15 protein-coding genes are annotated in these 18,256 nt (G+C 35.0%); 6 read left to right on the top strand and 9 right to left on the bottom strand.

Annotated elements, in window-relative coordinates:
• Nucleotides 1–150: 150 nt before the first annotated feature.
• The 4 genes from LV89_RS21705 to LV89_RS21720 all read right to left on the bottom strand — a co-directional run bounded on the left by LV89_RS21705 (nt 151) and on the right by LV89_RS21720 (nt 6,086).
• Nucleotides 151–2,340, bottom strand: coding sequence for a S9 family peptidase (locus LV89_RS21705; protein ID WP_109745033.1), 2,190 nt, complete (start codon nt 2,338–2,340; stop codon nt 151–153).
• A 179-nt stretch (nt 2,341–2,519) separates the two neighbouring features.
• The gene (locus LV89_RS21710) at nt 2,520–3,890 is read right to left on the bottom strand and encodes a hypothetical protein (protein ID WP_109745034.1); all 1,371 of its coding nucleotides are present in this window, start codon (nt 3,888–3,890) and stop codon (nt 2,520–2,522) included.
• A 157-nt stretch (nt 3,891–4,047) separates the two neighbouring features.
• Entirely contained in the window at nt 4,048–4,569 is a 522-nt protein-coding gene (locus tag LV89_RS21715; RefSeq protein WP_109745035.1) for a PAS domain-containing protein, read from the bottom strand.
• 296 nt (nt 4,570–4,865) lie between these two features.
• Complete coding sequence (locus LV89_RS21720) at nt 4,866–6,086, bottom strand: 3-phosphoshikimate 1-carboxyvinyltransferase (RefSeq protein WP_109745036.1); 1,221 nt, start codon at nt 6,084–6,086, stop codon at nt 4,866–4,868.
• 239 nt (nt 6,087–6,325) lie between these two features.
• On the opposite strand from LV89_RS21720, the gene LV89_RS21725 reads away from it, so the two are divergent.
• The 5 genes from LV89_RS21725 to LV89_RS21745 all read left to right on the top strand — a co-directional run bounded on the left by LV89_RS21725 (nt 6,326) and on the right by LV89_RS21745 (nt 12,452).
• A complete protein-coding gene (locus LV89_RS21725) occupies nt 6,326–7,357 on the top strand; it encodes an ATP-grasp domain-containing protein (protein ID WP_109745037.1) in 1,032 nt (343 codons plus the stop codon).
• A 97-nt stretch (nt 7,358–7,454) separates the two neighbouring features.
• A complete protein-coding gene (locus tag LV89_RS21730) occupies nt 7,455–9,449 on the top strand; it encodes a transglutaminase family protein (RefSeq protein ID WP_109745038.1) in 1,995 nt (664 codons plus the stop codon).
• A gap of 72 nt (nt 9,450–9,521) precedes the next feature.
• Nucleotides 9,522–11,429, top strand: coding sequence for a DUF3857 domain-containing protein (locus LV89_RS21735; RefSeq protein WP_109745039.1), 1,908 nt, complete (start codon nt 9,522–9,524; stop codon nt 11,427–11,429).
• A gap of 64 nt (nt 11,430–11,493) precedes the next feature.
• Complete coding sequence (locus LV89_RS21740; protein WP_109745040.1) at nt 11,494–11,778, top strand: hypothetical protein; 285 nt, start codon at nt 11,494–11,496, stop codon at nt 11,776–11,778.
• Nucleotides 11,779–11,828: 50 nt separating this feature from the next.
• Entirely contained in the window at nt 11,829–12,452 is a 624-nt protein-coding gene (locus LV89_RS21745; RefSeq protein ID WP_109745041.1) for a LysE family translocator, read from the top strand.
• On the opposite strand, the gene LV89_RS21750 is transcribed toward LV89_RS21745, so the two are convergent.
• The 3 genes from LV89_RS21750 to LV89_RS21760 all read right to left on the bottom strand — a co-directional run bounded on the left by LV89_RS21750 (nt 12,449) and on the right by LV89_RS21760 (nt 14,665).
• Entirely contained in the window at nt 12,449–12,934 is a 486-nt protein-coding gene (locus tag LV89_RS21750; RefSeq protein ID WP_146199226.1) for a hypothetical protein, read from the bottom strand. The genes LV89_RS21745 and LV89_RS21750 overlap by 4 nt on opposite strands.
• A gap of 147 nt (nt 12,935–13,081) precedes the next feature.
• The gene (locus LV89_RS21755; protein WP_146199227.1) at nt 13,082–14,212 is read right to left on the bottom strand and encodes a phage tail-like protein; all 1,131 of its coding nucleotides are present in this window, start codon (nt 14,210–14,212) and stop codon (nt 13,082–13,084) included.
• Nucleotides 14,213–14,317: 105 nt separating this feature from the next.
• Nucleotides 14,318–14,665, bottom strand: a complete 348-nt coding sequence (locus tag LV89_RS21760; protein WP_109745044.1) for a LytR/AlgR family response regulator transcription factor — start codon at nt 14,663–14,665, stop codon at nt 14,318–14,320.
• A 126-nt stretch (nt 14,666–14,791) separates the two neighbouring features.
• Between LV89_RS21760 and LV89_RS21765 the strand changes: the two genes are divergently transcribed.
• Complete coding sequence (locus LV89_RS21765) at nt 14,792–16,735, top strand: tetratricopeptide repeat-containing sensor histidine kinase (protein ID WP_109745045.1); 1,944 nt, start codon at nt 14,792–14,794, stop codon at nt 16,733–16,735.
• 102 nt (nt 16,736–16,837) lie between these two features.
• Here the strand turns inward: LV89_RS21765 and LV89_RS21770 are convergent, their stop codons facing one another.
• Both LV89_RS21770 and LV89_RS21775 read right to left on the bottom strand, forming a co-directional pair.
• The gene (locus LV89_RS21770; RefSeq protein WP_109745046.1) at nt 16,838–17,350 is read right to left on the bottom strand and encodes a hypothetical protein; all 513 of its coding nucleotides are present in this window, start codon (nt 17,348–17,350) and stop codon (nt 16,838–16,840) included.
• 248 nt (nt 17,351–17,598) lie between these two features.
• Nucleotides 17,599–18,237 (bottom strand): response regulator transcription factor, encoded by a 639-nt coding sequence (locus LV89_RS21775; RefSeq protein ID WP_109745047.1) that lies wholly within the window; start codon nt 18,235–18,237, stop codon nt 17,599–17,601.
• Between the last annotated feature and the right edge of the window lie 19 nt (nt 18,238–18,256).

An 18,256-nucleotide genomic window follows, 5' to 3' on the forward strand; every position in this document is an offset into this window, starting at 1 on the left:
CACCAAAATAACGTTGCTTCAAGTCCGAACTTTCCGAAAGTAGAAATAACTTTCGGAAAGTGATTTATGCGTTTTATTCTTCTCGAAAGTTATTTACCCGCAATGGAATTGTTTCGAGAAGTTCTCCAAAACTTTCAAAAATAACAAACCCTATAAATTCTTCTCCAAGAAATTCGTCATCATCGTGTATAAATGCAAGCGAGTATTTCCGCCGTAGATACCGTGATTTTTATTTGGATAATAGAATGATTGAAACTGTTTGTTAGCTTTAATTAGGGCATCTTCCAATGAAATCGAGTTTTGGAAATGTACGTTATCATCGCCCGTACCGTGTACTAAAAGGAAATTGCCTTTTAAGTTTTTGGCGTAAGTTACAGGCGAGTTTTCGTCGTAACCTGTGGCGTTTTCTTGTGGTGTTCTCAGGAATCTTTCGGTATAAATTGAGTCATAAAAACGCCAATTGGTTACAGGTGCAACGGCAATGGCTGCTTTAAAATAATCTGCTCCTTGAAACAAACAATTTGACGACATATATCCACCATACGACCAACCAAAAATACCAATTCTGTTTTTGTCCACATACGGTAATGAACCCCAATATTTCGCTGATTCTATTTGGTCTTTTACTTCTAATTTACCCAAATTCAAATAGGTACATTTCTTAAAATCTACTCCTTTTCCACCCGTTCCACGGTTATCCACACAAGCCACAATGTAGCCTTTTTGTGCCAAATGCTGAAACCACATAAAATTTCCACTGTCAAATTGATTCAATACTTGCTGACTTCCCGGTCCACCATACAAGAACATAAATACTGGATATTTTTTCTTTGGGTCAAAGTCAGTTGGTTTAATCATCCATGCGTTCAACTCAATATTTTCTGAGGTTTTGATAGTCATGAATTCTTTTGTAGCAATATTATATTCTTCTAATTTCTTACGCAAAGCCAAATTTTCTTCCAAAACTTTGACCAATTGTCCTGTCGGAGCTTTATGCAAACTCACTTTCAAAGGACTACTTGCCGATGTATTTTGAAGAATATAATATTTAAAGTCTTTACTAAAATTAGCTGAATTCATGCCTTTTTCTGAAGTCAATTGCTTTTTCAATTTACCGTCTAACGAAATACTAAATAACTGCCTTTCGATATTAGACATTTCTGTTGAAGTAAAATATAAAGTCTTAGATTTTTCGTCAATACCGTAAAAATCAGCTACTTCCCAATTTCCTGTCGTGATTTGACGAATTAACTTTCCTGTAATATCATACAAATACAAGTGTTTAAATCCATCTTTTTCAGACGACATCACAAAACTTTTGTTGTCCGCTAAATAATAAACATCATCTGCAAAGTTTTCAGCATCCACGTAGGTTTTGCTTTCTTCCGTCAAAATCACGTCCGTTTTTCCTGTGGTTGCATCTGCGTGCAGAATCTCCATTTTGTTTTGCAAACGATTTAATCTATTCAATGACAACACGTTAGCATCATTCGTCCAACGGATTCTTGGAATGTATTGGTCAGTTTCTTTACCAATATCCACTTTTGAAGTTTTACTGTCTGTCAAGTGGAAAATAGAAACTGTAACGGTTGAGTTTGCCTCTCCTGCTTTTGGATATTTGTATTTGTAATCGGTCGGATACAACTTGCCCCACATTTGCATATTATATTCTGGAACTTTCGTTTCGTCGAATGAAATAAAGGCAATTTTTTTACTGTCTGGCGACCATTGGAAGGCTCTTGCAAATGAAAATTCTTCTTCATAAACCCAGTCGCAAGCCCCATTGATGATATGATTCCACTTTCCGTCCGTCGTGATTTGTTTTTCGGTCATCGTTGCCAAATCTACCATGTACAAATTGTTGGTACGCACAAAAGCTACTTTTGAACCATCGGGCGAAAAGGTAGCGAACATTTGTTTCCCGCCTTTTGACAATTGTACTAATTTCTTGGTTTTGAGGTCGTAAACGTAATTTTCTTCACGAGAAGAACGACGATAAATTGGCTCGCTTTCAGAAGAAATTAGGATTTTTTGTTCATCTGCCGAAAGGGCATAATCTTCGATGGCGACCTTTTTACCAAGATTTTCAACACTTGTAGCCGCATCAAAAAGCGTTTCAACGGCTGCTCCGTCAGTTACTTGGTGTTTCACGATTTTATCACCTTCCAAAGCTGAATAAAAAGCTCCGTCTTTCATCCAGTTTATTTGCTGAACGCTTTGCGAACGGAATGTACCTTTTGCCCAAATGTCTTCGAGGGTAATGTTTTTTTTCTGAGCAACAAGTTGTGAAACTTGAGCAACAAGGATAATGAAGAGGAATAATTTGATTGATTTTTTCACTTGTGATGTTGGTTGAAATTTGGTTGATGATTTATCTTATCTGCGAAAGAATATGAAACAAAATTATTGATTGTCAAACATTTTAGCACATTCGCTGCTCGCAAATCGCTTTTCGCTTACTATATCTATTTCAAAGTTAAAAAAAATAGGCAATAAAATCATTTATTGCCTATGGGGTCTTATTCTAATTTCTTCTTCCGATAAATGACTACTCCGTATTCTGCTCGTTTTCCGTATCTCGAAATCGCATCGCAACCTTCTAACGATTCTACAAATTCGAGTTCTTTATTTTTAAATTCTTTGAGCTTTTCGGAGGTAATTTCTTGATTATCGACGATGTAAATCGGTACAGGTTCGGGGTCGGTATTTCTTAGACGTTTCAGTTCAGAAACAATTTTTGAAAAATTACTTGTCCCTGACTTAGCCCAAATAGCCCGATTGGTTTCAATATAAATGGTATCATTGTCAGCCGTTGTCATTTCTGTTCTAAGGCTAATTAATTTATCAGAAACTGACATTGGCATTCGTTTTATTTTTGTACTACTAACCACTTTAAAATTAGTTATCGCATCCATATCAATTGTTTTACGATTACTTAATTCAGTCTCTGCTTTACCATTAATAATATAAATAGCACCATTAGCATTGAGGCATTTTTTACGATATTCTTTAAATTGGTCAAGATTAGTAAATAATGTATCAACAATTTGTTTCCATTTCCCTTTACTGTCTTGTATTTCACCCACAACATGAATATTTGCTAATGCCCAATCAAAATTAAATTGAGAGCCTTTAGTGATGTATGATATTAAGCCTGCCTTGCCTTTTTGTCCGAAATACGCTACGGCATCATCGTTACCAAAAACATCGACTTTTTCAATCTTCTCTAAATTAATCTTGTCATAATCAAATGATTTAGCTTGTAATCTTCCATCAATCATTACTCTTGGTTTTACAATAATCCCAATACTATCTTCTGTATTGAATACATCTAAAATAGGAGAATAAGCCGAAGACCTATAACGAACAGCTTCAAGGGTATTGATTTTGAATAGAAAAAAATGTTGTGCAAGATTGTGATGTTCCTGAGTAATCCTTGCGTATGGACGTTGATACGTTCGTTTTCCATTTATATACTCCCATTTCCCTGTGCTATCATTCATTCTTCTAACATCAAAAGTATAAAGAGAATCTTTCCTGATATTCGTAATCTTGAAATTATCAATTTTACATAAGATATTTTTATTTTGAAACTCAAGTCCGTTTATAAAAACCTGAGCAATCTCAGGAATAGAGTCAATCGTATAAACTTTATCAGGATTGAGATTATCCAAAAAAGAATTGATAAATTTATCGGGTGTTATACTCTGTATTTTATGCTTATTTTTCAGTATATAAGCAGTTAGACTATCATCTGACAGGTTTTTAGGAAGATTCTCGAAAAAATTTTGGGGTTGATTTTTTTGTAAATTTGTCTCTTTTTTTTGTTGTCCAAAAATATTTATAAAACAGAGAGAAAAAAGTAATAGAAGCAGTAGGATTTTTTTCATGGTCAATTGATAAGATTAAAGATATAGCTTAAATAAAAACGATTTTCGATAAATCATATTGCAAATTATCAATCAATCTCGCAAATTGTTGTTAATGAGTTGTTAATACAAAAACGGGATAAAGTTTATGGCTCAACTGTATCCCGTTTTTGATATTTTATTCCGAAACTTCGCTTTCTAAAGCTAAGAAATTTACTAATTTTTCAGTCTTGTTAAACATCGGATAAATTGTGACTTTGCACAAATATGGTTCTCCATTTTTTCGATAATTGGTAAGGACTGCATCTATCATTTGGCGTTTTTGTATGGCTTCTCTAATATTGGCTCGTACCTCTGGCTCTGTGTCTTTACCTTGTAATATTTTTGGACTTTTTCCTCTGGCAAAATCTGTCGAATAGCCTGTCATGCGTTCAAAACCTGCACTGGCAAAGCGAATAATTTGTCTGGTGTCGGTGATAACAACAGTATTGGTATTTTCTTTAAGATAACTTTTAAAGTCTATCCATTGTGTCCATTTCTGTTTAAGAGCATATTTACAGATAATTTCATAATCACTTTGAGATTCCTCAGATAATTGTATCGGAGGTGTAGCAAACTCATTTCCAATCATTAATGGGTGAATTAATCCCAAATTTGAAAACGTATCTGTACTTGATTTTGGTGACAAATTAAAATACATAACTTTAATTTTAAAAAGACATTTCGAACCTGAGTATCAACGATAGTTGTAGTTTTTAAGCACGAAGACAGTAGAACATACATTGAGTCTTTAATACAGGCATAAGCATTTGATTAAGACAAATATAAACAAAAGAGTCCTACTAATAAAATGCTTTAGTAGGACTCTTGGGCATCAAAAATAATCGTGTTTTGTGTTCTGTTAAAACTAATTAAACAAAGATTAACTTATGTATTGATGTGGTTATTTTTTGTACTCAAAATGGGTATTTTTCTTCTACAAAAGTTTTTGAAATTTTATTGAATTTTCTCAAAATGTTTCCAGAATGAAGGATAAGATTTCACAACAACGTCTGGTTCTTCAATCACTACGTCTATCAATAACGACAACGGAGCAAAAGCCATTGCCATACGGTGGTCGTCATAAGTATGAATTGACGTTGGAGCTGTTAATTCATCTGCTGGCGTTAATAAATATTTATGATTGGTTTCTATTTCTTCCAACTTAGTACCCAATTTTGCTAATTCCGTTTGAAGAGCAAAAATACGGTCAGTTTCTTTTACTTTCAGCGACTCTATTCCTGTTAATGTCAACGGTACTTTTTTCGCAGCCGCTACCACACAAACGGTTTGGGCAAGGTCTGGGCAATTGGTAAAATCCCATTCTAAAGCTGCATCAGCAGGGATTTTTGTCAATTTAAAACCACGTCCAGTATATTCAGATTTTACGCCTAAGTGACTCATAATATCGGTAATAACTGAGTCTCCTTGAAGTGAATTTTCTTTCAATCCTAATAATTCTAATTCAGCATCTTCATTTTCAGAAAGTGCTACTGCCGAAAACCAATAACTTGCTCCCGACCAATCCGACTCAATGGCATACGGAATTGGCTCATATTTTTGAGCAGGCACTGTTAAAGTCGTATTATCCCAATCTCTCGAAATGGTTGCACCAAATGCTTCCATTTGCTTCAAAGTCATTTCGATGTATGGTTTTGAACCTAATTCACCCGTAATTTCTAATACTAAACCTTCAGGTAATAAAGGAGCAATCATCAAAATTGCCGAAATATATTGCGAAGAAACATCACCACGAATTTGTAAACGATTATTTCCCGAAAAATTAAAACCTTTCAATGCCAATGGCGGATAACCTTCTGCTTTAACATACTCAATATCAGCACCTAAAGCACGCAAAGCATCTACCAAAATCCCGATTGGACGCTCGCACATACGTGGCGTACCTGTCATGGTTTTTTGCTGACCTGTTACGGCAAAATAAGCCGTGAGGAAACGCATCGTTGTACCTGCATCAATAACGTCAGCAACGGCATCATCAGACGCCAATAGACGCATCATGGTTTGGGTATCACGTGCTTCAGCAAGGTTCGATAAATTATCTTTTCCACCCGCTAAGGCATTAATAATCAAGGCTCTGTTAGATTCTGATTTAGAAGAAGGCAAAGGTATTTCCGTTTGGAAAGAATGCTGGATTTTGGGAAGTAATATCGTTTTCAAAAATATATCTGTTTTTTGGAGGTGTAAAATTAATAGAAAAGATTGAAAAATATAGGGTAAAATTGTAGAGAAGAGGTAATGCTTGTTTAAAATTGGGTTAAACGAAAATATTAAAAGGGAAGTAACACAGACTTTAGTCTGTCAATTTAATAATTACAGACTGAAGTCTGTGTTACAAAAATCACAAAACTGTCGCCACTCTGACATCCTTATTTACAATTCCTCCGTATTTTTACCGTATGAATAAATTACAATTACCACTTTGGCTCATTAAATTAACCCACTTCGAATATTGGACTTGGTGGATGTTTTATATTCCACTGCTTCCGTATGGTCTTTTTCAAGCGATACGCTCTCGGTCACTTACCTTTTTTACAAATGTTGACCCGTGTATCGACTATGGCGGTTTTTTTGGAGAATCTAAAATTGATATTCTCAAACAAATTCCTGCCGAATACTTACCAAAAACGATTTTTATTGAAAAAGGCTCTGACCTGAAAAGTATTATTGACAAGCTCATTCAAGAGGATTTGGTGTATCCCATTATTTGTAAACCTAACGTGGGCGAACGTGGAACTCAGGTTGAAAAACTGTATAGTAATTATGACTTGGTGAATTATCTAAACAAGGTTCAAGATGATTTTATCATTCAAGAATTTATTACTTACGACATCGAATTGGGTGTTTTGTATTATCGTTTTCCTGACCAAAAACAAGGACACGTTTCTTCCATTACTCGTAAAGAATTTCTTTCAGTCATGGGTGATGGAAAGTCAACCGTTGAAGAATTGATGCAACAATCTACCCGTGCCAGATTTCAGCTTGATGCAATGCGAAATCGTATTGGCGATATGGGAATGAAGGAGGTCATTAAAAATGGAGAAAAACGCATTCTTGAACCCATCGGAAATCATTGCAGAGGCACAAAATTCTTAGACAATAATTTCCTCAAAAACAGTCAATTAGATGCCATTTTCGACAAAATTGCCCTACAAATAGACGGTTTTCATTACGGTAGATTTGATATGAAAGTAAAATCTATTGAAGATTTATACGAAGGGAAAAATATCAGAATTATGGAACTGAACGGTGTAAGTTCTGAACCAGGACATATCTACGACCCTCAGAATACCCTTTGGGCAGCTTACCGAGATTTGGCTCAACACTGGAAAATTATTGCCGATATTTCCATTCTACAAAACAAAAAAGGCTTTAACACAGTACCCATCAGTATTTTGTGGAAAGTAGTGAAAGAGCATTTTGCAGATTAATTTTAAACAGTTGTTTTTTCAGCATGAAATTTGCTTATATTCACCTAAAATTAGTACGTTTTACGTTTGAAAAATCAACCCTCAAAATTACTACACAATGCCTTTTTTTACCACTACGCTCAAGAACACCCTTATTTGCGTGTGTTCTATTTTCTTTCAGTTTTCCGTTTTTGCTCAAGATGTTCCCATCAAATTTGGGAAAATTGATATGGCTGACCTCCAAATGAAAGTTTACCCAAAAGACACGGCTGCTGAGGCAGTGGTTTTGGCTGACTACGGCGAAAGTTATCATCAATATAGTTCTACTGTGGGTTTACAAATGATATATTTTAGACATCGTAGAATTAAAATCTTGAAAAAAGCTGGATATGACTGGGCTACGCACGCTATTTTAACTACTCATACTCGTTCGGGAGGAAAGGAATATATTACAGACCTCAGAGGAGCTACCTATAATTTGGTCGATGGAAAAATGGTTACAGAAAAACTATCTAAAGAATCCATTTTCGACGAAAAAGTTTCTGAATCACAAGCTCAAAGAAAAATCTCTTTGCCCAACGTTAAAGAAGGCTCAATCATAGAATATACTTATCGAATCACCTCTGATTTTGATACTGAAATCAAAACTTGGGAATTTCAAAAAAGTATTCCCACAGTTTGGAGCGAATACCGAGTAATGATTCCTTCATTTTATAAGTTTCAAGTAATATCGCAAGGATACGAACCATTCGCTATTTCTGAAAAAAAGAGTGAAAATATCAATTTTGGACCAAACGTGGCTTCCGAAGCAGGAGATAAATTCCGTTGGGCAATGAAGGATGTTCCCGCCCTCAAAGAAGAACCTTTTATGACGACAATTGATGATTATCGTTCTCAAATTGAATTTGAAATTGCAGCATACACGCCAGCAGGAGGCATGCACAAATATTTTTCGTTAACATGGAACGACTTTTCCACAACACTAAATGGCTATGAAAGTTTTGGCGTTCAATTGAAAAGAGGCGGTTTTCTGAAAGACGTTGCAACAAATATTAAAGCAAGTGCTAAAGACACCCTTAGTAAAATTCAAGCGGCTTATGATTATATTTCAAAGAACATGACATGGAATGGTAATACATCTTTTTTTGTAAGTTCTAATCTAAAAAAAGCTCTTGAAACCAAGACAGGAAACGCCGCTGACATCAACTTAATGTTGGTTGTTTTGCTTCGAGAATTAGATATTCAAGCCGACCCTGTGGTACTAAGTACACGTGATAACGGACGAGTTTTGGAGAATTATGTGCTTGAAAGAAAATTTAATTATGTCATTGCTCATACCGTTGTTAATGGCAAACCTTTGCTCTTAGATGCTACTGAACCGTTCTTAAAATTGGGCGTTTTACCAATTCGTTGTTTGAATCAATACGGAAGATTAATTCAAGGAAATTCTGGCGATTGGGTGGCTCTGGATTCAAAAGAGAAATTGTCTAAAACCTTAATTTTAGACATGAAAATAAACCCAGATGGACAGTTGCAAGGAAATGTTAGCGTTGCTTTTTTAGGTTATTACGGGCAAGATTATCGTCAGACAATTAAAAAAGAAACGAAAGATAAATTTATTGAAAACTTCAAAAAATCGCATCCTCAATGGGAAATTACCAAAACTACCATTGAAGGCTATGAAGATATTACTGTTCCATTAGTAACGAAATTTGAAACTGCCATTAACGAAAAATCTAACGTAGCTGGCGACCGTATTTATCTAAGTCCGATGATTGGAGAAGGAGAAGAGAAAAACCCATTTACAGCCGTTGAACGCAAATTTCCAGTTGATTTCGGAACACTTATGGAAGAAAGTTTCGTGGCAACGTATGTGATTCCAGAAGGATATATGGTTGAAGAAATACCCAAAGGAATAAAAGTAAGTTTACCAGAAGATGGCGGACGTTTCATGTTTGTTGTAGGAATACAAGAAGAAAACAAAATAGTGGTTTCAAGCAGAATTAATCTCAAAAAAACGACATATTTGGCTGAAGAATACGAATCTCTACGCAAATTTTACGACCAAATTGTACAGAAACACGCTGAACAAATTGTATTGAAAAAGAAATAAATATGTAGTACGGATAGCCTTATCCGTTAAAAAAATACGGCGGACAAAGTTGTCCGCCCTACAAGCTTCCAAATGAAAAAAACACTTTTCACCTTAACAATATTCTCTTTTTTACTGACAAATCTCCAAGCTCAAAATCAATGGGCGGTTAGTAAAATCCCGACAGAATTAACGGAAAAAGCTCATGCGGTTATTCGTTTGAGTGAAACATTTTTTACCGTAAAAAACTTGGGAGAAGCTACTGAAAAGAACCATTATGTCATTACCATTTTAGATGAAAATGGTTTACAGAACGCTTCTATGACCATTTTTTATGATAAACTCAGTAAAGTAAATGACTTTGAGGGAGTTTTATACGATGCCAAAGGTGAGAAAGTAAAAAAGCTAAAAAATGATGACATTCAAGATGGTAGTGCCAACTCCGAAGGAACACTTTTTTCTGACAATCGTTACAAACATGGTGCTTTTAAGTACGCCGTTTTTCCATTTACCGTAGAATTTTCTTACGAAACTACTACCAAAAATATGCTTTTTTACCCTTCGTGGTTTCCACAAGAAGATGAAGAAAATGTGTCCGTTGAATCTTCCCTTTTCAAGATAAAAATGCCTCTTGGCATGGAATTACGCTACAAATTATTGAACGGCATGAGCAACCCCAATATTGAAAACGTAGAAGGAGGAAAATCATATACGTGGCTTGCCAAAGGGTTAAAAACCTATGAAAATGAACCATATTCACCTAAATGGACACAATTTGGGGTGGGAGTATTAACTGCTCCAACAGATTTTGAGATTGAAGATTATAAAGGAAGTGCCAAAACTTGGAAAGACTTAGGCGAGTTTGATAATTTATTGGCAAAAAACCGTGACGTTTTACCCGAAAACATAAAACAAGAGGTACAAAAATTGGTCGTAGGAATTAATGACCCAATGCTAAAAACCAAGAAAGTTTATGAATACTTACAGTCAAAAACTCGTTATATTAGTATTCAATTGGGCATTGGCGGTTGGCAACCTTTTGAAGCCAAACAAGTAGCTGAAAAAGGTTATGGCGACTGTAAAGCATTGTCTAATTATACCAAAACGCTCTTGAAAAATGTCGGTATTGAATCTTTTTATGCTTCCATTAAAGGAGGAAGCGGACAGAGAGATGTACAAACAGATTTTCCATCGCAACAATTCAATCACGTTATTTTGTGCGTACCCATGAAAACGGATACTGTTTGGTTAGAATGTACTTCGCAAACTAATCCATTTGGTTATTTAGGCACTTTTACCTCCGACCGTTACGCACTTTTGGCAACGCCAGAAGGAGGAAAATTAGTAAAAACCACTACTTATAAAGCCACTGATAATCAACAAAATAGAAAAATTGAGGTTAATTTAGCTGATGACGGAAACGCTACTGCCGAAGCTACTACTATTTTTACAGGAATTTTGCAGGAGGATTATGCCGATATGACGACCGTTTTAAGCATAGACGACCAGAAAAAAGCTCTTTATAAAACGATAGCCATTCCGAGTTTTGAACTAAATAAATTTAGTATTCAAGAAGAAAAAAAGCGAATTCCATCGGCAACAGTTAAACTTTCATTGGCTGTGAGAAAATGTGCTTCTAAAAGCGGAACGAGAATGTTTTTGAATCCAAACTTAATGTCGGTAGAAAATAGTATTCCGCCAACATCAGACAAACCTCGTGTACATGAAGTAGAATTGAAGAATACCTATATCGAAACAGACACGGTTACTTATATTTTACCCAAAAACATTCAAGTAGAAGCCAAGCCAGAAGCAGTAAAATTAGAAAGCAAATTTGGCACTTATTATGCTGAAAATCAGATAAAAGATGGCAAATTGTTCTATATTAGAAAGTTTGTTAGAAATCGTGGAAAATATCCTGCTACGGCATACGCTGAAATGATTGACTTTTACAAAAAAATAGCCAAAGCGGATAAATCTCAGGTGGTTTTGAAGTTTTAATTGCGATAAGAATTAGTGATTAAAAATATTTGTAAATTTGGTTAAAATCAAAAAATAGAAAGCCATGAACACATTAATTATAGAACCCAACACAAAAAGTGATTATCAGCTTTTTGTCAGTTTGGCAAAACGACTTAACGTAACATTTAGAGAGGAAAAAGCTAAAATAAAGACCAAGAATGAACAAGAAGATATGCTTTTTGCTAAAGCTAAACAACTAAAGAAAAAACTAAAAGAAGAGGCTTTTTTTGCTTTGGCAGGTAGTTTTGAAGACTTGGATACGGATGCAATGATAAAGGATATTGAAGAATCTCGGACTACAAAAGATATTGACACTTTATGGAATTGAAGGTTTGGAATTAGAAAACTGGATAGATTAAATACTTCTCAACCCTTTTCATGCTCATTTTTCTCCTCACATTTTTTATCAGTTTTGTCGGTTCTATTCACCCCGGACCATTGAATTTGTCGGTTATTCAAATAACACTGAAAAAAGGATTGAGCATTGGGCTTTTAATGGCTTTCGGTGGAGTTATTCCCGAAATCATTTATGGATATTTAGCGGTGGAAGGTGTCATGATTTTTGAACAATATCCTACTGTTTTCACATTTATGAATTGGGCGGTTATTCCCATTTTATTAGTCTTGGGTTTTATACAAATATATTCTCCCAAGACTAACAAAACGGAAATCACAAAAAGCTCAGACACTCATCATTTTAATAATATTGGAAAAGGCTTTTTCCTTTCGCTTTTCAATCCTCAACTCCTCCCCTTTTGGATTGTTATTTTGGTTAATTACCAGAATTATGAATTACTAAAAATCAATTCTTTAACAGATAAAATCTTCTTTGTTTTGGGTACAAGTCTGGGGGCATTCGCACTCAATTATGTATATGCGTACATTGCTTACAAACAACGTGAACGGATTTTTAAGTATCTCAATCAAAATCGTTTTGAGCAAATTATTGGTTGGACTTTTATTGCAATGGGATTATTGCAAGGAATAAAATTATTGTTTTAATTCACCTGAGCATTTACGATAAGTCCTTCTGTAATCACGATTTTACTGCCGTCAGAACCAACCGCTGTTCCAGCAAACGTAGCATTTGCATAGTTTAAAGAATTAACAGCTTTTGTTTTGGTGATGGTTAAAGTGCCAGAAGAGCCTTTTGTATCTTTGGTGATAAAATAATTTACTTTCGACGCTAACTTCGTAAACTGAAAAACTCTATCGTTGGCTTCTTCAAATTTATAAACAGTGCCTACGGTAGCACAATTAATCAAAGCCATCGACAATGCCTCTTTTCCACCCGTAGCATCTAATGCCCCTGTTCCCGAAAAATTGCCTGCGGATATTGCCCCCGCTCCAATATCACTTTTCCACAAAACGCCATTAATTTTCATGGATACATAACTTGTTGTGCTTGCAGGTGTTACTTCGCTTGATTTTGAACAGCCTAAAAGACCACAAAACATTACGAGAAGAAGAAGATATTTTTTCATGATTTTTGTTTTTAAGTAGAACAGGAATCTTTCCTGTCTAATAACCGACAGATTGGAAATCTGTCATACTTAACAGGAAAAATTCCTGTCTAATAACCGACAGATTAGAAATCTGTCATACTTAACAGGAAAAATTCCTGTCGTACTTTATTGTTTGATAACCAATACATTAAATACTGTTCCGATTGGCATTGCCGTTAAATCCTCCACATAAATTCCCCAACTCGCCCCTGTCCAATATACACCAAATGGTTTATTGAGATAAGTTCCAAAAGCGTGAGTTACAAGCAAAATATCCGTAGCGTTATTGGCAAGGGTAGTATTTGGAATTGTTAAAACGTTTCCTGCTGTATTAGAGGCAGATGTGGTAATTTTGAAGGCGGCTTTTGTACTGGCAACCCCCGAAACCCTTATTCCTCCTGCAATATCAAGAGCCGTTTGAGCAACTACACTTAAAGCTGTTCCGCCCGACAAATTAGCAAACTGAGCAACAGGAGCTGTTGCAGAGGTATTATCTGCATAAATTGCCGAATTACTCGAAGAGGTAGCCGTTAAACCTTTGCCTGATGTACTTTTAAAATATCCACCATCACCTGTATTTGATTCTCCATAAACACCTGTTCCACTTGAACTCATAATGCCTAAAACACCTATTCCGCCTGAGCCTTCAAATCTACCTGATGTACCAGAAGCACTTGCGTTTACAAATTTTGCAGTAGCATTGGTGGAAGAATTATTTTGACCATATACACCACTTTGAGAAGTAGAAACTCCCATTAATCCATAACTTGATGTTGATTCGCCGTAAACACCTACATTGTTTGCTGAAAAACCAGAAACACCATACAAGTTCGTCGAAACTCCGTAAACCCCAAACCCTGAAGTCGAAGTTCCAACAACGCCACTACCAGTTGTTCCAACACCGTTTATGCCAACTCCTGTTCCTGTATTATAAACTCCGATAGTGGGTGCTGTGGAAACATTGCTAATACCAAACCCTGTTCTTGGAATATTGGTTGGACTCCAAACGCCAAATCTTCTAACATACAATTCTCCTAAATCGGTATCAAAAACAACTAATCCATCTGTTGGAGAGGCAATTGCATTTCGTTGAGAAGTGGTCATGCGGGGAGGTAAAAAGCCTTTATTGGTACTACTTACATCTAACATGGCAGATGAAGCTGGTAATGCTCCCGTTGAATTTACCCCCATTTGGGCATTGGCTGTTTGTAGAAATACACACAGTAGGATTGTCGATATATAATAAATCTTTTTCATTTTTTCGTTTGGATTTGTTGTTAAAATTGAGCTTTTATCTATGAAAATGAGCAATGAGTTTTGGGCTAAAATTTTGCAAAAAACTAATCACCCATAACTTATACCTCATAATTTTTGAAGGGCATTTCGTTTTCTTCGTGAAACGGGCAATTGCGTTTCGTCTTTTAAAAAAAGGTGCGTAACGTGCTTTATATCAACTTCTTGTGTATCTTTCAAATGCTTTTTATTAACACAAAAGGCTCGATGAATCCGAATGAATGAATCGTTTAATGAATGCTGAATATGATACAGAAGGGTTCTCGGAGAAATTTTCACCTTGCCATTGTATAGGTGTATGAGCGTATAATTGATGTTTCCTTGCAAATAAAGAATGTCATCAAACGGAATTTTATCTTTCCGTTTGTGCTTGTTGGGCAACAAGAAAAAACGAGTATTTTGACTTGGATTTATCATGACTTTATGAGGTATGTTTTGACCGAACAAAGTTCTTCTGAACTACCAAAAATGTAAATCCTTAATTTAGGGGAAATCGTATCCCTAATTTTAGGGATATTTTGAAAAATCTATCTAACGAACTCTATGAAAAACGTCCTTTTACTATTGTTTCTTTTGGTCAATATCTCAGTCTTCGGACAAAGAGAAACGATTGAGCGATTAAAAAATGAATTGAAGAAAATTGAAACCATGCCCGTTTCATTGGAGAGAGACACCCTCAGCATCAAAAAAGTCAAATTATTGATGTATCACTATTCATTTGTCAATACCGACTCTTCTTTATTTTACACCAAAAACCTTTTGGCAATTGCTGAACAGAGAAATATTGAAACTGATATTATTCATTGTTTCAATTATTTTGGGTATTTGTATGGCTTAAACGGCAATTATTTTATGGCTGCCCAAAACTATTATAAGGCTTTGGGCATGGCTGAAAAAAGCAATAATGAAAAACGGATTTTAGATAGCAAACGCAATTTAACTGAAGCATACATTGGTTTAGGAGATTATTCAAAAGCCTTAAAATTTGGTAATGAAGCCCTTTTATTAGCTAAAAAACGAAAAGATAATAATGAAACTTTAGCGAGTTTAAACAATTTGGGCAGTATTTATCTTAACCAAAAAGTTTTCGATAAAGCTAAAAAACACTTCCAAGAAATGGAGATATTGGCTCTAAAATTAAAAGATAATGACTTTATTTCACTCTCATTTTACTATTTGGGAAAAGTAGAATTCGAACTAAAACATTACCCAGAAGCTCATCAATTATTCAAAGATTTACTCAAATATTATGAACCTAAAAGTATTAATTATGCCGTAACTCAAATTGATATTGCTGAAGTTCTCATTGCTCAAAAAGAATATAAAAAAGCTATTCCGATGATATTGGAGGCACAAAAAGTAGTGCAACAACAAGGTGGAGAAAATTATTTACCAACTTCCTACAAGCTACTTTATGAAGCGTATAAAGCACAAGGTAATACACAGGAAGCTTTGAAATTTCACGAAAAATTCATGACGCTAAAAGATAGTATTGCTACCGAAAGTACCCAAAGCAGAATAAAATCATTGCAATTTGAATATGACAATACGCTCAAAGAAAGCCAGTTACAAAAACAAAACATTGAATTATTAGAAGAAAAAACGCAAAAACAACAAATTGCTCAAACTCGAAATTTGTTTCTTTTAGGTGGTATTTTAGCCTTGATTTTGGCAGGAGTTTTATTCTGGAATAATCGGCGGTTGAATCACAAAAACCAATTAATTGAGTCGCAAAAAACACAAATTATGTTGGCTCAGGAACAATTGGAAAATGCTAATCAGAATTTAGAATATCGAGTGAGCCAACGAACGCAAGAATTAGCGTTGGCAAATCAGGAATTAATACAGAAAAATGAAGAAGTAAAAACAGCATTATTTACAGGACAAAGCATTGAACGTAAGCGAGTTGCTTCTGAACTCCACGATAATGTAAGTAGTCTTTTGTCAGCCGTAAATATGAGTATGCAGGCAATTAGTGGCAAAACTTTATCTGATAACGACCAAAAAATCTATCAAAATGTACGTGAGATGATTAAAAATGCGTACTCGGAGGTTCGGAATATTTCACACAATATTATGCCAGCAGGCTTAGAGAAAGATGGACTTTTAACAACTATTGAGCAACTTTTAGCCAAAATAAATCTCAATAAACAATTGTCTTTCAGTCTTGAATCAAAGGGAATGGAACAACGTCTGCCTGTGCAAATTGAATTAAATGTTTATAGTATCGTTTTGGAATTAATTAACAATATCATCAAACATTCTGAGGCAACAAAAGCCACCATTTTAATGATTAATCAAGACGATATTTTCAGTTTACAAGTAAAAGATAACGGTATTGGGCTAAGTAATAATGATGGAAATCTTGGACAAGGTTTGGGTAATATCAAATCAAGAATTGAAGCTTTGAACGGTAATTTCGCCTATAATTTAGAACATGAGAAAGGGGCAAATTTTGACATAAAAATACCCCTCAATGCTGATTAAGAGGTATTTCCATCAACTTTATCATTAGTGCCAAACAAAATTCATAGCTTATAAAATACTAATTATCAACACTTTACGCATAAGTCATCACTAATATTTAACTTATCGAGTTATCGCCTCCGCAGTCATTGTAGTAGCAATATTTACTTCCATGGTAAGCAACTGACGACTCGGCATTCCTGGGCAACCACCAACGCCACATCCTGGAGGATTTCTTGGAATAACAATGCCTAATGAACCCGCAGGATTCAAAGTATTGGCAGAGTAACCCGCTCCCGACAATTTCAAAAAATTACTGATAAGTTTATACGTTGAGCCTTCATCTTTAAATAAAAGTGGACCTTGAAATTTGTTGGTTGTATTACTCCCAAAAAGAGCTTTACCGTCTAACAGTGTAGAGGTTGGCAATCGTAAAACGTTATTTCCTTCTACCAATTCTATGGTTGTATTATTGTTTACCAGTGCATAATTGCCGTACAAAAGAATCACCTTTTGCGTGGTAATAGCGGCAGTACGTGCGGAGCTACTTTTTGAGGTTGGTTCAACGACGGTATTACAAGAAAATGTAAAAATAACCGCCAAAAGAACGATTAGGGAAAGGATTGTCTGTTTCATCTTATTATTTCTTTAATGTTTATGAAAGTAAATTTAGGAACTGTCTAAGCCGAATGTCAATCCTTAATTTTAGGGATTTTATTGAGGTAAGTACCAAGAATAAATTATTTAAAAATATTGATTTCGTTCATTTGGTAGTGGCTTATAGCATACGCCAATGTCATGACGATGTTGGCGTATGCTATAAGCCACTACTAAATGTCAAATAATTTATTCCAAATGCTTATATTAAAACCTTCGTTTTTCGCTTAATATATGCCATGTTTTAAGGCGTATTTTACCAAGCCAACACTGGTATTTACGCCAATTTTTTGGAAAAGATTTTTACGATGACTTTCTACGGTGGTAGGACTAATAAATAATTTTTCAGCAATTTGAATACCTGATAATTCTTGAGAAATGAGTTTGAGAATTTGTATTTCTCTATCAGTCAAAATAGATTTTAACGCTTCTTTTTCAGAAATATAAACTTCATTTTGAGCTTCTGCAAGACTCAAAATGGCTTTGTCACTAAAGTATTTTTTGTTGTTAATTAAACTCGAAATGGCATCTTCTAATTCTTCTCTTTCGGCAGATTTAAAGATAAAACCGTCTGCACCTGCTTGTAGAGCATCTTTTATGGTTTGTGCATCTTCAGAAACAGTGAGCATCAAAATTTTGATATGAGGATATTGTTGTTTCACTTTCCAGACCAATTCTACGCCATTCATTACGGGCATCATCACATCAGAAACAATAATGTCAACAGATTCCTTTTCAAGAATTTGTAAGGCTTTTTGTCCGTTGGCAGCTTTTCCTACTAATTCAATATCCGAAATGGTACTGATTAGTAAACTTATACTTTCCAACAGAATCTGATGGTCTTCAACAACAATTACTTTTTTCATGGGTTTGTGGCATTTATTA

The organism is Arcicella aurantiaca (assembly GCF_003148625.1).
Lineage (GTDB): Bacteria > Bacteroidota > Bacteroidia > Cytophagales > Spirosomataceae > Arcicella > Arcicella aurantiaca.

What these genes read in the sequence shown, in the direction of transcription:
- LV89_RS21710 (WP_109745034.1), bottom strand. Translation starts at nt 3,890, where the DNA reads ATGAAAAAAATCCTACTGCTTCTATTACTTTTTTCTCTCTGTTTTATA.
- LV89_RS21715 (WP_109745035.1), bottom strand. Translation starts at nt 4,569, where the DNA reads ATGTATTTTAATTTGTCACCAAAATCAAGTACAGATACGTTTTCAAAT.
- LV89_RS21725 (WP_109745037.1), top strand. Translation starts at nt 6,326, where the DNA reads ATGAATAAATTACAATTACCACTTTGGCTCATTAAATTAACCCACTTC.
- LV89_RS21730 (WP_109745038.1), top strand. Translation starts at nt 7,455, where the DNA reads ATGCCTTTTTTTACCACTACGCTCAAGAACACCCTTATTTGCGTGTGT.
- LV89_RS21735 (WP_109745039.1), top strand. Translation starts at nt 9,522, where the DNA reads ATGAAAAAAACACTTTTCACCTTAACAATATTCTCTTTTTTACTGACA.
- LV89_RS21740 (WP_109745040.1), top strand. Translation starts at nt 11,494, where the DNA reads ATGAACACATTAATTATAGAACCCAACACAAAAAGTGATTATCAGCTT.
- LV89_RS21745 (WP_109745041.1), top strand. Translation starts at nt 11,829, where the DNA reads ATGCTCATTTTTCTCCTCACATTTTTTATCAGTTTTGTCGGTTCTATT.
- LV89_RS21750 (WP_146199226.1), bottom strand. Translation starts at nt 12,934, where the DNA reads ATGAAAAAATATCTTCTTCTTCTCGTAATGTTTTGTGGTCTTTTAGGC.
- LV89_RS21755 (WP_146199227.1), bottom strand. Translation starts at nt 14,212, where the DNA reads ATGAAAAAGATTTATTATATATCGACAATCCTACTGTGTGTATTTCTA.
- LV89_RS21760 (WP_109745044.1), bottom strand. Translation starts at nt 14,665, where the DNA reads ATGATAAATCCAAGTCAAAATACTCGTTTTTTCTTGTTGCCCAACAAG.
- LV89_RS21765 (WP_109745045.1), top strand. Translation starts at nt 14,792, where the DNA reads ATGAAAAACGTCCTTTTACTATTGTTTCTTTTGGTCAATATCTCAGTC.
- LV89_RS21770 (WP_109745046.1), bottom strand. Translation starts at nt 17,350, where the DNA reads ATGAAACAGACAATCCTTTCCCTAATCGTTCTTTTGGCGGTTATTTTT.
- LV89_RS21775 (WP_109745047.1), bottom strand. Translation starts at nt 18,237, where the DNA reads ATGAAAAAAGTAATTGTTGTTGAAGACCATCAGATTCTGTTGGAAAGT.